The organism is Streptomyces sp. NPDC107528 (assembly GCF_055639295.1).
Map to the genome: position 1 here is coordinate 616,163 of NZ_JBVKAV010000005.1, position 14,377 is coordinate 630,539.

Genomic DNA, 14,377 nt, shown 5'->3' on the forward strand with positions numbered 1-14,377 from the left:
GGCAACTGCACTGTTTATGTGTGCGATGCGTGAGGAAGGCGGGTGCGGTGGAGAAGGTGAGTCCCGGCCGTACAAGAGCGGTGGGCGGGGTCTGCGAGGGTGAGGGCATGGATATCGAGCGCAGGAACAATGTCACTGTCACCGGCAACCCACAGGGGCCGACAGTGGTGCTGGCTCACGGGTTCGGCTGTGATCAGAACATGTGGCGGCTCACGGTGCCGGCTCTGGTCGAGGACTATCAGGTGGTGCTGTTCGACTACGTGGGTTCGGGGCGCGCAGATCTGTCCGCGTTCTCGGAGGACCGTTACGCCACTCTGGGGGGTTATGCCCGAGACGTGGTGGAGGTGTGTGAAGCGCTCGACCTGCGCGATGCGGTGTTCGTGGGGCACTCGGTCAGCGCGATGATCGGGGTGCTCGCCGCGGACATGGCGCCGGAACGGATCGGGGCGCTGGTGATGGTCGCACCGTCGCCGCGCTACATCGACGACGACGGCTACCGGGGCGGGTTCAGCGCGGAGGACATCGACGAACTGCTGGCGTCCTTGGAGTCGAACTATCTGGGCTGGTCGGCGGCGATGGCCCCGGTGATCATGGGTAACGCGGAGCGTCCCGAGCTGGGTGAGGAGCTGACGAACAGCTTCTGCGCCACCGACCCGGACATGGCACGTGTCTTCGCCCGGACCACGTTCCTGTCGGATTCGAGGGACGACCTGAAAACCGTTCAGGTGCCGACACTGGTGCTGGAATGCACCCAGGACGTCATCGCCCCCCGCGAGGTCGGAGCCTTCGTCCACCAGGCGATTCCCGGCTCGACGTTGGTCACTCTCGATGCGACCGGTCACTGCCCGCACCTGTCCGCGCCGGAGGCCACCAATGAGGCGATCACCGGCTTCCTGGCGGACTTGCGGTGATGTGCCGGACCGGGCAGCTGCCCGACCCGCAGGGCGCAGGCGACGAGGGAACATCCAATGCGACGTTCGCCGCGCTGCTGGAGGACAGCGTCGAGGAGTTGTACGAAAGCGCACCGTGCGGGTATCTGTCCACGCTGATGGACGGCACCATCGCGAAGATCAACACCACGCTGCTGCGCTGGCTCGGCCTGGAGCAGGAGGAGGTGGTGGGGCGTTTGCGGTTCACCGACCTCCTGACCGTGGGCGGAAAGCTGTACCACGAGACGCACTTCGCTCCGCTGCTGCGGATGCAGGGCGAGATCGGCGGCATCGCCCTGGAGATCAAGCAGGTCGGCGGCGACCGGATGCCGGTGCTGGTTTCCTCAGCGGTCAAACACGGCACCAGCGGCGAACCGTTGCTGATCCGCACCACCGTCTTCGACGCCCGGGACCGCCGCGCCTACGAAGCCGAACTCCTCCGAGCCCGGAAGGCGGCCGAAGCAGCGCGTAAGCAGGCGGAGGCCGACCGGGCCCGGCTCCAAGACGCCCTCGCCGTTCTCCAGCAGTCGCTGCTGCCCGACTCCCTGCCGTCGGTGCCCGGTGTGGAGACGGCCGCCCACTACCGCACCGCCTCTCCCGACCGCCTCGGTGGCGACTTCTATGACCTCTTTCCGATAGACGGCAAGCGCTTCGGGTTCTTCCTCGGCGATGTATGCGGCAAGGGCCCGCAGGCCGCCGCGGTCACCTCGCTGACCCGCTACACCCTGCGCGCCGCCGCCTTGCACGACCCCGACCCCGTCTCCGCCCTGTCCACCCTCAACAAGGTGCTCCACGAGCGTTACAGCGGCGGCGATCCGCGCTACTGCACCGCCATATTCGGCATCATCGAACCCGACCTCGCGACCGGACAGGCCAACGTCCGACTCGCCTCGGGCGGACACCCCTCAGCCCTCATCCTGCGTGCCGGAGGCACGGCCGACTTCCTGCACACCCCCGGCGGCCTCCTCGTCGGCATCCTTCCCTCCGCACCATTCAGCACCGCCACCACCACCCTCGACCCCGGCGACACCCTCCTGCTCTACACCGACGGCCTCACCGAGGCCCGTACCGGTGAAGACCGCACCACCCTGTACGGCGACGAGGCCCTGCGTGCCTTCGCCATCGGCCAAGCCGGCAAGCCCGCAGATGCCGTCATCCAGGCCCTGGGCGGCCTGCTGGACGACTTCGGCGACGGCCTCGACGACGACACGGCGCTACTCGCCCTCGGCGTCCCCACCGCCCGCTCTACGACGAAGAACACGGAATGAGCCTGCTGAAGATCACCACCCGAGACGCCGCGACCGGTCCCGTTCTGGAGATCACCGGCGAACTCGACTACGCCAACACCTCCGAGCTGCGCGACCTGCTCACCACCCTCACCCTCCAGCCGGGCCAACGCCTCGTCCTGGACCTGGCCGGCATGGACTTCTGCGACTCCAGCGGTCTCACCGCCCTGATTGCCGCGCGGAACCTCGCCCACGCCGCCCGGGCAGACATCGCACTCGCCGCCGTTCCTGCCCACACCCTGCGCGTTCTGAACGTCGTCGGACTCGACCAGATCTTCCCCATCCTTCCTGACAGCCACGCCGCCACCCAGCCCTGACCGCCGGAGCGGTGCCATATACGGCGGAGGGAGCCAGTGGACACCCGCGACGCCTGCACGTCGCACCACCGGTAGCGCTGACTACGAATTCGATGGAACCGCAGGTGGGCACGGGAGAGACACGCGGATGCCGACAAGAGGCAGCACAGTGTGGACTCGTCGAATGACCAGCACCGGCCCGGCGGCCTGAGGCCGACACGGGTCACGGGCGCGCCCTGGGCACGGCCAGTCGGAGATACGGGCGTGTCGACCTGCTCGAAATCGACGAACTCGTTCACTGGCGAGGCGCAGTTCGGCTGCGCTCAGGCAGGCGGGCAGCGAGTACCACCGTGTCGCGAGGGGCGCGCCATCCGCACTCTGCGCCGCCGCCCGATTGAACGAGACGCACCCGGCCTTCCTTGGCCGGGTGCGTTGACCCTGCCGGCCAGCACGGTCCGGAGATCGCGATGGCCGTTGCTGAGGGTTTTGGAGTCCAGCGTGAGCCAATCGGAACACGCCTCACTGCCCGTATCCTCCTCGCGGAGCAGCCGAGTGGCGCCTGTGCCGGGCACCGGTCCCGGAAGGACGGCGCGACCGGTCAGGGGCCTCGCCGTTCTCCGATGGCGTGGCGGGCGAGGGCCGAGTTCGACCTCGGCCTGGAGGCTTTCGGCTGCCGTGGTGGCGAGAGTCGGCTCGGGATCCGTAGAGGGAGCCATGCGCGTGGTGAGGGCCCGGCGCCGGGCGCCGGCGGAGCCAGGCCCTCACGAGGAGTCGCGCTCCCGCCGGGGGAACGAATGGCCAGGGCGCGATGACCGTCTCGAGGAAATCCGGGCCGTCCAGAGTGCAGCGTGCTCACCCGTCCGGATGCGCTGGGCAGCGTGTGCGCGGGGGCAGCCGCCAGGATGGAGGGTGCTGTCCCATGGACGAGGGAGAGGTATGACCGAGACCGACTCCGACAGGCCTGGGAGCGGTCGGCCCTCGGGGCGCCGCGAATCGAGGGCGGGCATGGCCGATCTTCGGCGGGTCGGTGCGAATCCGGATTTCTGGTATCCGGTGGCGGTGTCCGGGAGCGTGCGCCGCAAGCGGGTGTTTGCGACTGCCTTCGCCGGGGAGCGCATCGTGCTCTACCGCGGTGAGAGCGGTGCTGTGCACGCGCTGGAGGACCGGTGTGCCCACCGTCAGGTGCCGCTGAGCATGGGCGTCGTGGAGGGCGAGACCCTGCGTTGCGGATATCACGCTTGGGTCTATCGAGGCGATGGCCGGCTCTCGCAGATCCCGTACCTGTCCAAAGGTGATGGTCGGCCGCCGCGTGGCGTGCGCAGCTATCCCGTACGCGAGGCGTACGGATTGGTGTTCGTCTTCCCAGGCGATGCAGACAAGGCGGCGGTCACCGCGCTGCCTGACCTGCCAGCGTTCGGCTCGGCGAAGTACAAGGTCATGACCTTCTCGCGCACCGTTCGCTGCCACTACTCGTTCATGCACGAGAACCTGCTTGACATGAACCACCAGTTTCTCCACCGGGGCGTCGTCGGCAGACTCCATCCCGAGTTGCTGGGATACCGGACCGGCCCGCGGTCGGTGGAGGCCAGGTACCTGTTCACCCATGACGGGGGAAAGCGAAACAGGGGTGCCGGCCTGCTGGCCGCCGAGGGCATCGGCAGGGGTGACTCCAGCGACGTCATGACTATCCGAACCGAGTATCCGTACCAGACGCTCGACCTGGTCCCGGAGGGTGCCGAGCATCCGTCGTTCCGCCTCTGGGCCGCGTACGTGCCCGAGGACGCCGAGCAGCGTACATGTCACACCTACGGCCTCCTCATGATCGAGAAGCCCGGGATTCCCGGGATCCTGAATCTGGTGTGGCCCCTGATCAGGCGTTTCGCCGAGCGTGTGTTCGCCGAGGACCGCATGGCCGTTGAGGCGGAGCAGCGGGCGTGGGGGGAACAGGGTGAGGACCGTAATCATGAGGTCTTTCCTCTGATCCTGGACGTGCGCGAGGTGCTGCGCGCCAACGGTGTACCGCTACGCTCCTCCCCTGTTGCGTGTGGCATCGCTCCGGGCGGCCAGGCGACGGTACTCGGTTACCACCAGGCGGCACCCGAGGGCTTCGACGGCCCGCAGCCCTTGTCGTGTCGCTGGGCAGGGCGTCTGGGGGAAGCCTGAATGGATCGGAACGATCGGCCCCGGCCTCTCCGACGGGGCCGGCCCCGCCAGGCGTGTGCTCCTCAGACACCACTGAGGCTGGAGAAGAGCCCCCGGCTCCCACAGCACCCTTCGGCCCGTACCCGCCAGGCTGGGTGCGACACCACCGCCATACGGGGAAGCCGGAGAGGGCTCCTCTGCGACGGCCCGCTCTTCGGCTCACGCCCAACCGGTATTGCGTCGCCTCTGATCAGGTTCCTGGACACGGGGCCGCGTCGCCATGTGGCACTCGCTCGAGAATACGGGGACCGCAGGATGGCCAGGGTCAGGCCCAGCGCGAGTCGGTCGGCGGCGGCAACCCTCGTGACCAAGAGGTCTGCCACTGCTCATCACATATGACCTCGGATCACCCTGGCGGATCGGCTCGGGTAGGAAGAAGTTGGATGCGGTCACCGGCTACCCGCGCGCGGCACGCGTAACGGCGGTGGGCAGCTGTGCTATTGGGAGGGCGGGGCGAAGTCGACTTCCTTCGCCACCACGATGAGGGCACCCATGTTGCGGTCCATCATCTCCAGGGCCGCCGCCTCCAGATGCGGATGGATGGAGGCGACGGCGTCCCGCGGCACGGTGACGGTCAGGTGGCGGATGTGTGCGTCCAGGGCCGAATACAGGATGCACTGCTCGGTCACCTGTCCGCACAGCACCACGTGTCGCACCTGCAGCTGCGACAGGAGATAGGGCAAGGGTGTCTCGTAGAAGATCGAGTGACGGGCCTTCACCACGAAGAGCGAATCGTCGTCGGGCTTGATCGGTTCGATCAGGTCTGCGTGCCGCCCCGCCAGGGCGGTGTCGACGAGTTCTCCGTGGTGGGAGCGCCATACCCCGAAGTTGTCGTTCGCGTAGATCACGGGCACGTCCGCCTCCCGCGCCCGGCTGATCAGGTCCACCAGAACGGGCACGACGCGTCGGGCGGACGGCACGAGCAGCTCGGCGTCCTCGTGGTCGTAGGTGTTGATCATGTCGATCACGATGAGGGCGAGCCTCGTCGTGTCCGCGGAGCCGTTCACGGTCTCTCCCGCCTTCGGGGCGCCGCCGGCTGCGCGTTCGGATTGTCACCGCACGGTACGGGGGCCGCACCTGCTCTCGGTGACCAGTGAGCCGAGCTTGCCCGTCGTGTGGTGTCAGGTGGTCAGCAGGCGGTTGAAGAAGGCGCGGTAGTGGCGCAGGGCTTGGCGCAGGTCCTCTGTGTTCGCCTGTTCGCCGCGGTTCCACTGTCCTTCGAGTTCTTGCTTGTGGTCGGCGAAGGTGGTGGCGAGCTGTTGCATCACGTCGGCGACGAGTGCGTCGGCGGTGTGTACGGCCTCGCGGGGGTCGTCGACGAACCTGTTCTGCACGTCCTGCCAGCGTGTGCGGAAGCCTTCCTCGTCCTTTGGGGTAAGGAGCTGAGGGGCCTCGTCCTCCGCGTGGCCGTCCTGGTTCGTGGCTTGCTGCTGTGTGCCGGCGTCGGCTTGCACCACCTCGTCCTCCCGGCCCGTGTCGGCCACCGAGGCCTCGTCGTCGGCGGGCCTGCCCGGCGTGGCCGTGCTCTCGCCGGGGAAGGTCGGCACGGCGGGCCGTGCGCTCGCGGCGCTCTCCCGCGTGGACGGGTCGCGGGGTCGTGCGAGGTCGTCGGTGGACAGGCCACTCTCGGCGGCGGTGTTCGGTATGTCCTTGCGTTGCATTTCTCCTCCGTTCCCGGAGGCCCGGGGCCTCCCGGGAGGGCGTGGGGCCCGTTCGTTAAGGGTTCACGCATGGGCGTGGCGGCGGGGTTCGCCCCCGTCGGAGAGCAGCTCGTCGAACAGGGCCCTGTAGTGGACCATGGCCCCCCGCAGCTGTTCGGTGGTCGCCTCGTGCCGGGTGCTGAGCGCGTCGACATCGTGGGCGGCCCGGTAGTGCTCGAGGGTGCGGCTGTGCTGGACCGAGAGGTCCTTGAGCTGTTGCTCAAAGTCCTCGGTCGGGTAGCCACGCTCGTGCATCAGTGAGGTGACCAGTCGGTCCGCGTCGTGCACGGCGTCTTCCGGACGGTCCACGAACTCATCCTGCACGCCGGTCCACTCCCTGGTGTACCGATCCCGGGAGCTGCTGGTCAGCGGCTTGATGTCCAGTGAGTCATGCCGCTTCTCGCGGGCCCTGAGCTCACGCTCGCCGACCGTGCGGCTGTCGGCGTCCTCGATCGTTCGTTCATACTCCGGGCCGAACCGCTCGCGGAGCTTTCTGCGGCGCACGAGCATCGAGGCCGCAACGAGTGCCACGACGATCACGACCGCAATGGGAATGATGATCGCCAGAAGTGTCCCTGTTGACATCGCGCAAGCCTCCCAATGTCGCCCTTTTGCCTCTTTACTACGAATGGCTGTTTCTCCGCTTTTGAAACGAGGTGCGGAGACGAATCGGTGCGGTCAGGCGCGTCGGCCGGGCCGGGGCTGCGACGCTAATCGTGGTGTGAGAGGCCGGGCCGTCACGCGTCGATCATCGAAGACGCGGCCTTCCGGGCCGCGCTCGGGTCTGAGTGCGCGCTCATGGCCACGAGGGTTCCCCTACCTCCTTTACCTCCTTGTTCAAGGTGGGCGGGTGCTGGTTCGGGCGTTCGGAACGAGGTCGTGGGCGTCACTTCGACGCGAGTTCGGGTGTCACCTGCGGTGCCTCTGCATGATCAACGCCGGTGCGAACTGAGGTCACATGTCGCCGTGTCAGCCCCTCAGGGCTGATGCGGCGGGCTGATCGTTGGCGTAGGTGTGTCCGTCATGTGCACTGAGATTGATCACGGCCCCTGGTCGGCGATTTCTGCGTTCGGATGAGGCTGGGCGAGCTGGCGGTGACGGCCGATTTCTGAACCTTGTGATGGTATGTCGCGAATACGTGTATATGTGGTGCTCAGTCGGATACTCGTGCGCAATGGCACGGACACTGAAACGGCATGTAAGGCACGACGAACGCAGCGCGACCGACACGAGGGCCGAAACCGAGCGGACACCTGAGCCCGGGCCGGACGAGCAGGTGGAGCGGCGGGCGCCGGACACTCCGACGGACCTGCCCAAGCGCTCCTGGGGGGCGGTGCTGAAAGGCACCTTGAAGGAGTTCAAGAAGGACGAGCTGACCGACCGGGCCGCAGCGCTCACCTACTACAGCATCCTGGCACTGTTCCCGGCGCTGCTGGCGCTGATCTCACTGCTCGGGGTAGTCGGGCAGTCGGCGTCCCAGCAGGTGCTGGACAACATCCAGAACCTCGCCCCGGGCGCGGCGCGAGACGTCCTGACCAGCGCGGTGCAGCAGATGCAAGGCAACGCCGGCCTCGGCTCGGTCATGGCGATCGTGGGTCTGCTGCTCGCAGTGTGGTCGGCCTCCGGCTATGTCGCCGCGTTCATAAGGTCCGCCAACGCGGTGTACGACGTCCCGGAGGGCCGCCCGGTGTGGAAGGTGCTGCCGGTCCGCGTCGGTGTGACCGTGGTGCTGATGGTCATGGCGGTGATCAGCGCGGTGATCGTCGTGTTCACCGGCGGCCTGGCCCGCCAGGTCGGCGAGACGCTGGGGGTCGGCGACACAGCGCTCACGGTGTGGTCGATCGCGAAGTGGCCGGTGCTGATCGTCCTGGTCACGATCATGATCGCGATCCTGTACTGGGCGACGCCCAACGCAAAGGTGCGCGGCTTCCGCTGGGTCACGCCGGGCAGCTTCCTGGCGCTGGTGATCTGGATGATCGCCTCGGCCGGGTTCGCGTTGTACGTGGCGAACTTCGCCTCGTACAACAAGACCTACGGCACCTTCGCCGGCGTGATCATCTTCCTGGTGTGGCTGTGGATAACGAATCTGGCCATCCTGCTGGGCCTGGAGTTCGACGCCGAGCTGGCCCGCCAGCGCGCCGTCGCGGGCGGTCACCCTGCCGACGACGAGCCGTACGTACAGCCCCGCGATACCCGCAAGTGGGACGAGGAGGACCACCGCCGCCTTGACTCCTCTGCGGAGGCCGGCGACGGCCCGCCGGACCTGCGCCAAACGCCGAGCAAGGAAAGGTGAACACCCATGACAGCACAGGACTCCCACCGAACGGACAGCGGAGCGACGGAACCGGTGGGCGACCTGGTCCAGCGTGCGTCTCAGCAGTTGTCACAGCTGGTCCGCGACGAGATGCGCCTGGCACAGGCGGAGATGACCGAGAAGGGCAAGCGGTTCGGCAAGGGCGGTGGCCTGTTCGGCGGCGCCGGCCTGATCGGTGTCCTCACTCTGCAGGCACTGGTGGCCACCGTGATTGCCGCGCTGTCGCTCACCATGGACATATGGGTGGCGGCTCTGATCGTCACCGGTGTCCTGGCCGCCATCACCGCCCTGATGGCTGCTCTGGGCAAGAAGCAGATCAGCAGGGCATCCCCGCCCGCTCCCGAACGAACCCTGGACAGCGTCAAGTCCGACGTGGCCGAGATCAAGGAGAAGGCCCAGCGATGACCCCGGACAAGAAGCAAAAGGGCGATGAAGCAGCCACCTCCCCCGAGGAACTGCGAGAAAAGGTCGAGGCGACCCGCGAGGAGCTCGGCGAGACAGTCGAGGCACTCTCGGCGAAGACCGACGTCAAGACCCGCGCCCACGAGAAGACGACGGCCGTCAAGCAGCAGGTCGCCGACAAGACCACCCTGGCCAAAGCCCAACTCAAGGACAGGGCGACCCACGCCGCTCACGCGGTGCAGGACAGGGCTCCGGAACCGGTGCGTGCCAAGGCCGTTGCCGCGACCGAGCAGGTTCGCGGCAAGGCCGTGCACGTCGCCGAGCTGGCCCGGGACAAGACACCGGAACCGGTCCGCGAGAAGGCCGGCCAGGGCATGGAGGCGGCGTGGGCCAAACGCACCCCGCTGCTCGCAGCCGCCGGCGGGCTCATCGCGCTACTGCTCATCCGACGTGCCAGGAGGCATTGATGAAAGCCTCGAAGATCGCGTACAAGCCGGTCGGCATGGCCATGGGCGCCGTCAGTGGTGTCCTGGCCGGTGCGATGTTCAAGCAGGTCTGGAAGCGGCTGGGGCACGAGGAGGACGCTCCCGACGCCACCGACGAGCACCGAGCCTGGCGCGAGGTGGTGTCGGCAGCCGTCCTGCAGGGTGCGATCTTCGCCGGCGTCAAAGCCGCCGTCGACCGCGGCGGCGCCACCGCCACCCGCCGCCTGACCGGCACCTGGCCCGGCTGACCGACCGGGCGCGTCCGCACAACCCCGGCGTGGCGAACGCCAACGGTGACCGGTCAGGACGGGATAGCGTGCGGCAAGAAGTGCGCTCTGCCCCAGGCGTGCGCCAACTTCTGTCAGCGTCCTCCCGCTACCCGACCATGGGGGCCGGGGCCGTACATTCACTCAGCCCGGCGAGTGCAGGCATCGGTTCCTGCTGTGTCGTAGCGACCACGGCCTCCGCTACATCGTGCCGGCGCATTCGCGCATCGCCACGGCGACCTGCACGCTGCGACGAACGGTGACAAGCCTGTCCACCACCGCTCGTGCCTCGGCCGACAGCCTGCTCCACATCATCCGCGTCTACATTGAACCGGCTGATGAGCTATAACCCCAGGCCGGAGCCCCGGACATCAAACACACCCGCCGGGACAAAGAACGCTCTTTCAGCCTTCGGTGACGCGGATGATCGTTTTGCCTGGGGTGCGCTTGCCGGGCCTGAACGCCGAGGCTGCCTCGGTGAGCGGTCGGACGGCGCCGATGATCGGCTTGAGGCGGCCGTCCCGCAGGCGTTGGGCGAGGTCGGCCAGGCGGGCCCGGTCGGGTTCGACGACGAAAAAGACGGCTCGTCCGTCGTGGGGGTGGACGGTGACCGGTTCGGCGATGGTGACCAGGGTGCCGCCGGGGCGGACCAGTGCGGTGGAGCGTTCGAGGATCTCGCCGCCGATCACGTCGAACACGACGTCGATCTCGCCGATGTCGTCCAGTTTCTCGGTCTGGAGGTCGACGAAGGCGTCCGCGCCCAGGCCGAGGGCGGTGTCGCGGTCGCGGGCCCGGCCGGTGCCGATCACTCGGGCTCCGGCCTCGCGGGCCAGTTGCACGGCGATGGAGCCGACGCCGCCCGCGGCGCCGTGGATGAGCACGCTCTGGCCGGTGGTCAGGTGGGCGTGGTCGAACAGGGCTTGCCAGGCGGTGAGCCCGGAGATCGGCAGCGCGGCGGCGGTGACGTGGTCGATGTCGGCCGGGAGCGGGGTGAGGTTGCGGGCTTCGACCGCCGTGTACTGGGCCAGTGAGCCGTTGCGGGTCCAGTCCGTCAGACCGAACACGCGCTGCCCGACCGTCAGGCCGGTGGTGCCGTAGCCGAGCTCGGTGACCACGCCGGACAGCTCGTGGCCGGGCACGCTAGGGGTGCGGTCACGACCGGCCCGGTCGGTCCAGGTGCTGGGCCACTCCAGCTCGCCGGGGGTGAATCCGGCGGCGTGGACCTCCACGATCACGTCGTTCTCGGCGGCGTGCGGGTGGGGCAGCTCGGAGAGGGTCAGGCCGTTGACGCCGGCGTCACGGTCCTGGACGGTGATGGCTTGCATGAGGGGCTCCTGTGAGCAGGGGGACGGTCGGGGAGCGGGTAGAGCGCCTGGCGGGCGCGGGCATCGGCCCGCAGAAGGCCGACAGTCCGATCGCCGTTGTGAGCAGTCCCAGCGCTGTCCGCGCCTGTCTGCCACTGCACGCAGCGGCGGGCGATGGACGGCTGACGGGTGCCGTTGTGATCACGTTTTCGACCTTAGGACGGATGCGGCCCGGACGACTGGGCCACTTGCACGCGCTGCCGGTGGGCCATTGCGCTGGGGTCGGTCGGCGGTGTCGGGCAGGCGGTCGTGGATGAGGTTCCTGAAGGCGGATCCTGGGTGCTCTTCTTGAGCGGTTTGATCCGGTCGTCGACCGGCCGCGCATTGCGGCATTTCGGCGAGACTGGTGCGGAGCCTGGGGTCCCCGTGTGCTCGGCATAACGGGCTGCCGCGACCAGGCGTCTGTACGAGTGCGTGGTGGACTGCCTCGCCGGCAGGGCGTCCATCGTGCCGGCGGCACAGTGCATCCGGTGGAAGAGACCGGAGCAGGTCGTTGTGCTGTCGTAGGCCGTTCACGCCGTTGGGATCATCCGGGGAAGACTTGCAGTCCCCTCTTCCCCTCTCGGGTGGGGGGCAGGGCTCACTGGTGGTCAGAGCTTCCTCGGCGCTCAGGTGGGTCCAGCACCTGTTCTGGCATGGGCCGCTGTTCGCACGTGAAGTCGCGGGGGTTTGGGTGGAGTCAGGGTTTGTGAGGCAGGGGGCGTCAGTGTGCCGTTCGGCGTGCTGTGTCCTCTCGCCATTGCCGGCCGATGGATCGCATCAGGGCCGGGTACACACCCAGGTACCGGAAGGGTTTGATGCCGGCCATGTAGAGGGAGCCGAGGCGGCCGTTGGGTTTGACCAGGACGGCCATCTGGCCGCGGTAGCCGCCGTTGCCGTCGGGGACCCAGCCGATGTGCATGACCCCGTGCATGGTGTTGTTGGCGTACTCGGCGGCCCACTCGTCGTGTGTCTCGAAGACCGAGGTGAAGGGCGCCGCTGCAAGGTCGGGCCCGCGCGGGCCTTCGCGCAGGTCGTCCGGCAGCCGGTCGCGCAGTGTCGCCACCCGGCCGCCGACGCCCGAGTCCGGCTTGTCCCAGCCGAGCAGTGTGCCTAGCTTCCAGCGCACCGCGAACAGGAAGCGGCCCACGGGGTTGCCGCCGTCCGGTCCGTCCGTGCCGTTGGCCATCTGCCGGACCAGGTGGTGCAGGTCGTCGGGGCCGCCCGGGGTCGGCAGCGCCCACAGGTCCTCGAGCCGGAAGTCGCCGGTGATTTCGTGGATCCGCCAGGGGCGGGAGGTGTGGTCGCTTGAGGGCAGGCGCAGATCGCTCATGACGGACCCCTGTCTATACGGTGGCGTATATATCGAGCATAGACCCATCTATACGGCTCCGTATACTTGCCGGGGCAGATGAAGGGGAGACACGGCATGGGTGCGATCCGTACACCGCGGGACAAGTGGATCGAGGAGGGGCTGCGGGCGCTGGCCGGCGGCGGCCCCGAGGCGGTCCGGGTCGAGGTCCTCGCCCAGGCGCTCGGTGTCAGCAAGGGCGGTTTCTACGGCTACTTCCGTAACCGTGCCGCCCTGCTGGAGGAGATGCTCGACACCTGGGAGCGCGGGGTCACCGAGGATGTCATCGAGCGGATCGAGCGCGAGAGGGGTGACGCCCGTGAGCGGCTCGGGCGTCTCTTCGACTTCGTGGGGTCGGGCGAGACGCCCGTGACCAGTGCCGGGGTCGAGCTTGCGATCCGTGACTGGGCCCGGCGCGACGAAGGCGTCGCGCGGTGCCTGCGCCGGGCCGACAACCGGCGCATGGACTATCTGCGCGAGCTCTACGGGGCCTTCTGCCCCGACGAGGGCGATGTCGAGGCCCGCTGCCTGATCACCTTCTCACTGCGTATCGGCGACCACCTCATCGCAGCCGACAACGGCCCGCGCAGCCGCACGGAAGTCCTGGCCGCGGTCAGGAAGCGGTTGTTGGGCTGAGCGGCTCTGATGAGATGTGCTGCTGGTCTTTTGTGGTGTGCGTGGTGGCGGGTCGGTACCCGGCCGACGGTTTCGGTGGTGGTGCGGGTGCGCTCGGGACGCTCTCGTTCGCCGACCGCGCGGTGCAGGGCCGGTGATGTTGTCGCGCTTGGTGCCGGTACCGCGCCGCCCGCTGCACCAGCACCATTGATACAAGCCCACGCGGGCCGACCCCATGCGCCTGCCTCATCCATGCGCCGCACACCTCTCGCTCTTCGCCTTCATCGCCAAGGCCAGCGCATCCCGGGCAGTCGAAGCCGGTGTTTTCGTGGTTCATCCGCCTGATCGCCCGCGGGCATCCACGAGCGCGCGCTCACGCATCAGCACCCGGCTACGCTCTTCGCCGCGCCTCAGCGGACCGCGGGGTGGTGGTAGGGGTCGAAGTGCGGTTCGCCCTCGGGCTCGGGCCCGACCTGGGGTTCGGGGGCTGGCTGGTCGTCGCGGGAGGCGTTCAAGAGACTTGCCCTTCACCGTCCGGGCGCGCGACGCCGACGACTTTGCGGTGAGTGGGCATCGGCAGCACGGTCACCGTGGCCTGGGGGCGGTCACCCGACCGCCCCGAGTCTCCGCAAGTTTGGGGCTGTTCCTGGGTCATGGATGGACTGGGGTTTCGGCTGCGCGGATTGTCGGGCTGGGGTGGCCACCCCCGCTGGGTGGTGGCCACCCCAGCGGGGGTGGTGGCTGCGGGTTTTTGACTTGTCGTCGGCTGGCTGGGGTGTCATGGTCCTGGTCTCTGGCTGCTCTCCTTGTGTGGCTGCGGTGAGTGCGGCTGGGCCGTGAGCGGTCCGGCCTTCGTGGGGCGACTTCGGCAAGTCTGTCCGTGGTGGGTGTGTGTGCCCGCTACAGTTCCTGCTGTGAGGCGCTGATCAGGGCAGATCCAGGTGCCCGGGGGTGGCGTCTTAGTCGCGTGCGGTGCGTTGTCAATGCCCGACACGCGCGCAGAAGTGTGACGGGGTGTCAGTGAGTCCCCCCGTTTGGCCCAGCTCTGCTGCCAAGTCGCTTCTGCTGTCACTTTTTGATGGTCCGTCACATGTGTCGTTCCGGGTTCTTGAACGCCCGATCGGCCCCTTTCTGGTGTCTGTCACAGATTTCTGAAGTGGCGACAGTTTCCGGCGTGAGTAGGTTCTT

Annotated in this window: 14 protein-coding genes; 9 read left to right on the top strand and 5 right to left on the bottom strand. The window is 68.1% G+C overall.

Annotation, left to right across the window (positions count from 1 at the left end; all coding sequences use genetic code 11):
- Positions 1-107 precede the first annotated feature (107 nt).
- The 4 genes from ACZ7L5_RS19735 (at position 108) to ACZ7L5_RS19750 (ending at position 4,674) form a co-directional block, all read left to right on the top strand.
- Positions 108-911: an alpha/beta fold hydrolase gene (locus ACZ7L5_RS19735; protein ID WP_471518096.1), complete on the top strand. Its 804-nt coding sequence runs from the start codon at positions 108-110 to the stop codon at positions 909-911.
- Positions 911-2,197, top strand: a complete 1,287-nt coding sequence (locus ACZ7L5_RS19740; protein WP_471518097.1) for a SpoIIE family protein phosphatase — start codon at positions 911-913, stop codon at positions 2,195-2,197. The genes ACZ7L5_RS19735 and ACZ7L5_RS19740 overlap by 1 nt, the downstream gene beginning before the upstream one ends.
- Positions 2,194-2,532 (top strand): STAS domain-containing protein, encoded by a 339-nt coding sequence (locus tag ACZ7L5_RS19745; protein ID WP_471518098.1) that lies wholly within the window; start codon positions 2,194-2,196, stop codon positions 2,530-2,532. The genes ACZ7L5_RS19740 and ACZ7L5_RS19745 overlap by 4 nt, the downstream gene beginning before the upstream one ends.
- Positions 2,533-3,447: 915 nt before the next feature.
- A complete protein-coding gene (locus ACZ7L5_RS19750) occupies positions 3,448-4,674 on the top strand; it encodes a Rieske 2Fe-2S domain-containing protein (RefSeq protein WP_471518099.1) in 1,227 nt (408 codons plus the stop codon).
- 476 nt (positions 4,675-5,150) lie between these two features.
- Here ACZ7L5_RS19750 and ACZ7L5_RS19755 read toward each other — a convergent pair whose 3' ends face one another.
- From ACZ7L5_RS19755 to ACZ7L5_RS19765, 3 genes are all read right to left on the bottom strand, one after another.
- Entirely contained in the window at positions 5,151-5,720 is a 570-nt protein-coding gene (locus ACZ7L5_RS19755) for a cysteine hydrolase family protein (protein ID WP_471518100.1), read from the bottom strand.
- Positions 5,721-5,834: 114 nt separating this feature from the next.
- Positions 5,835-6,374: a hypothetical protein gene (locus ACZ7L5_RS19760; RefSeq protein WP_471518101.1), complete on the bottom strand. Its 540-nt coding sequence runs from the start codon at positions 6,372-6,374 to the stop codon at positions 5,835-5,837.
- Between the two features lie 63 nt (positions 6,375-6,437).
- Positions 6,438-6,998 carry a hypothetical protein gene (locus ACZ7L5_RS19765; RefSeq protein WP_471518102.1) on the bottom strand — a complete coding sequence of 187 codons (561 nt, stop codon included), beginning with the start codon at positions 6,996-6,998 and terminating at the stop codon, positions 6,438-6,440.
- A 589-nt stretch (positions 6,999-7,587) separates the two neighbouring features.
- Here ACZ7L5_RS19765 and ACZ7L5_RS19770 point away from each other — a divergent pair.
- Genes ACZ7L5_RS19770 through ACZ7L5_RS19785 form a run of 4 tightly spaced genes read left to right on the top strand, consistent with a single transcriptional unit; the run spans position 7,588 to position 9,862 of the window.
- The gene (locus ACZ7L5_RS19770; RefSeq protein WP_471518103.1) at positions 7,588-8,706 is read left to right on the top strand and encodes a YihY/virulence factor BrkB family protein; all 1,119 of its coding nucleotides are present in this window, start codon (positions 7,588-7,590) and stop codon (positions 8,704-8,706) included.
- 6 nt (positions 8,707-8,712) lie between these two features.
- Positions 8,713-9,132 carry a phage holin family protein gene (locus ACZ7L5_RS19775; RefSeq protein ID WP_471518104.1) on the top strand — a complete coding sequence of 140 codons (420 nt, stop codon included), beginning with the start codon at positions 8,713-8,715 and terminating at the stop codon, positions 9,130-9,132.
- Entirely contained in the window at positions 9,129-9,596 is a 468-nt protein-coding gene (locus ACZ7L5_RS19780; RefSeq protein WP_471518105.1) for a DUF3618 domain-containing protein, read from the top strand. The genes ACZ7L5_RS19775 and ACZ7L5_RS19780 overlap by 4 nt, the downstream gene beginning before the upstream one ends.
- Entirely contained in the window at positions 9,596-9,862 is a 267-nt protein-coding gene (locus ACZ7L5_RS19785) for a DUF4235 domain-containing protein (protein ID WP_471518106.1), read from the top strand. The genes ACZ7L5_RS19780 and ACZ7L5_RS19785 overlap by 1 nt, the downstream gene beginning before the upstream one ends.
- Positions 9,863-10,284: 422 nt before the next feature.
- On the opposite strand, the gene ACZ7L5_RS19790 is transcribed toward ACZ7L5_RS19785, so the two are convergent.
- Both ACZ7L5_RS19790 and ACZ7L5_RS19795 read right to left on the bottom strand, forming a co-directional pair.
- Positions 10,285-11,205, bottom strand: a complete 921-nt coding sequence (locus ACZ7L5_RS19790) for an NADP-dependent oxidoreductase (protein ID WP_471518107.1) — start codon at positions 11,203-11,205, stop codon at positions 10,285-10,287.
- Between the two features lie 742 nt (positions 11,206-11,947).
- Positions 11,948-12,556 carry a DUF2867 domain-containing protein gene (locus ACZ7L5_RS19795; protein ID WP_471518108.1) on the bottom strand — a complete coding sequence of 203 codons (609 nt, stop codon included), beginning with the start codon at positions 12,554-12,556 and terminating at the stop codon, positions 11,948-11,950.
- 96 nt (positions 12,557-12,652) lie between these two features.
- Here ACZ7L5_RS19795 and ACZ7L5_RS19800 point away from each other — a divergent pair, with 96 nt between their 5' ends.
- Positions 12,653-13,210, top strand: coding sequence for a TetR/AcrR family transcriptional regulator (locus ACZ7L5_RS19800; RefSeq protein WP_471518109.1), 558 nt, complete (start codon positions 12,653-12,655; stop codon positions 13,208-13,210).
- Positions 13,211-14,377 lie beyond the last annotated feature (1,167 nt).

Excerpts from the sequence above, each read along its gene's own strand:
- ACZ7L5_RS19735 (WP_471518096.1), top strand. The coding sequence starts at position 108 with ATGGATATCGAGCGCAGGAACAATGTCACTGTCACCGGCAACCCACAG.
- ACZ7L5_RS19740 (WP_471518097.1), top strand. The coding sequence starts at position 911 with ATGTGCCGGACCGGGCAGCTGCCCGACCCGCAGGGCGCAGGCGACGAG.
- ACZ7L5_RS19745 (WP_471518098.1), top strand. The coding sequence starts at position 2,194 with ATGAGCCTGCTGAAGATCACCACCCGAGACGCCGCGACCGGTCCCGTT.
- ACZ7L5_RS19750 (WP_471518099.1), top strand. The coding sequence starts at position 3,448 with ATGACCGAGACCGACTCCGACAGGCCTGGGAGCGGTCGGCCCTCGGGG.
- ACZ7L5_RS19760 (WP_471518101.1), bottom strand. The coding sequence starts at position 6,374 with ATGCAACGCAAGGACATACCGAACACCGCCGCCGAGAGTGGCCTGTCC.
- ACZ7L5_RS19765 (WP_471518102.1), bottom strand. The coding sequence starts at position 6,998 with ATGTCAACAGGGACACTTCTGGCGATCATCATTCCCATTGCGGTCGTG.
- ACZ7L5_RS19770 (WP_471518103.1), top strand. The coding sequence starts at position 7,588 with ATGGCACGGACACTGAAACGGCATGTAAGGCACGACGAACGCAGCGCG.
- ACZ7L5_RS19775 (WP_471518104.1), top strand. The coding sequence starts at position 8,713 with ATGACAGCACAGGACTCCCACCGAACGGACAGCGGAGCGACGGAACCG.
- ACZ7L5_RS19780 (WP_471518105.1), top strand. The coding sequence starts at position 9,129 with ATGACCCCGGACAAGAAGCAAAAGGGCGATGAAGCAGCCACCTCCCCC.
- ACZ7L5_RS19785 (WP_471518106.1), top strand. The coding sequence starts at position 9,596 with ATGAAAGCCTCGAAGATCGCGTACAAGCCGGTCGGCATGGCCATGGGC.
- ACZ7L5_RS19790 (WP_471518107.1), bottom strand. The coding sequence starts at position 11,205 with ATGCAAGCCATCACCGTCCAGGACCGTGACGCCGGCGTCAACGGCCTG.
- ACZ7L5_RS19795 (WP_471518108.1), bottom strand. The coding sequence starts at position 12,556 with ATGAGCGATCTGCGCCTGCCCTCAAGCGACCACACCTCCCGCCCCTGG.
- ACZ7L5_RS19800 (WP_471518109.1), top strand. The coding sequence starts at position 12,653 with ATGGGTGCGATCCGTACACCGCGGGACAAGTGGATCGAGGAGGGGCTG.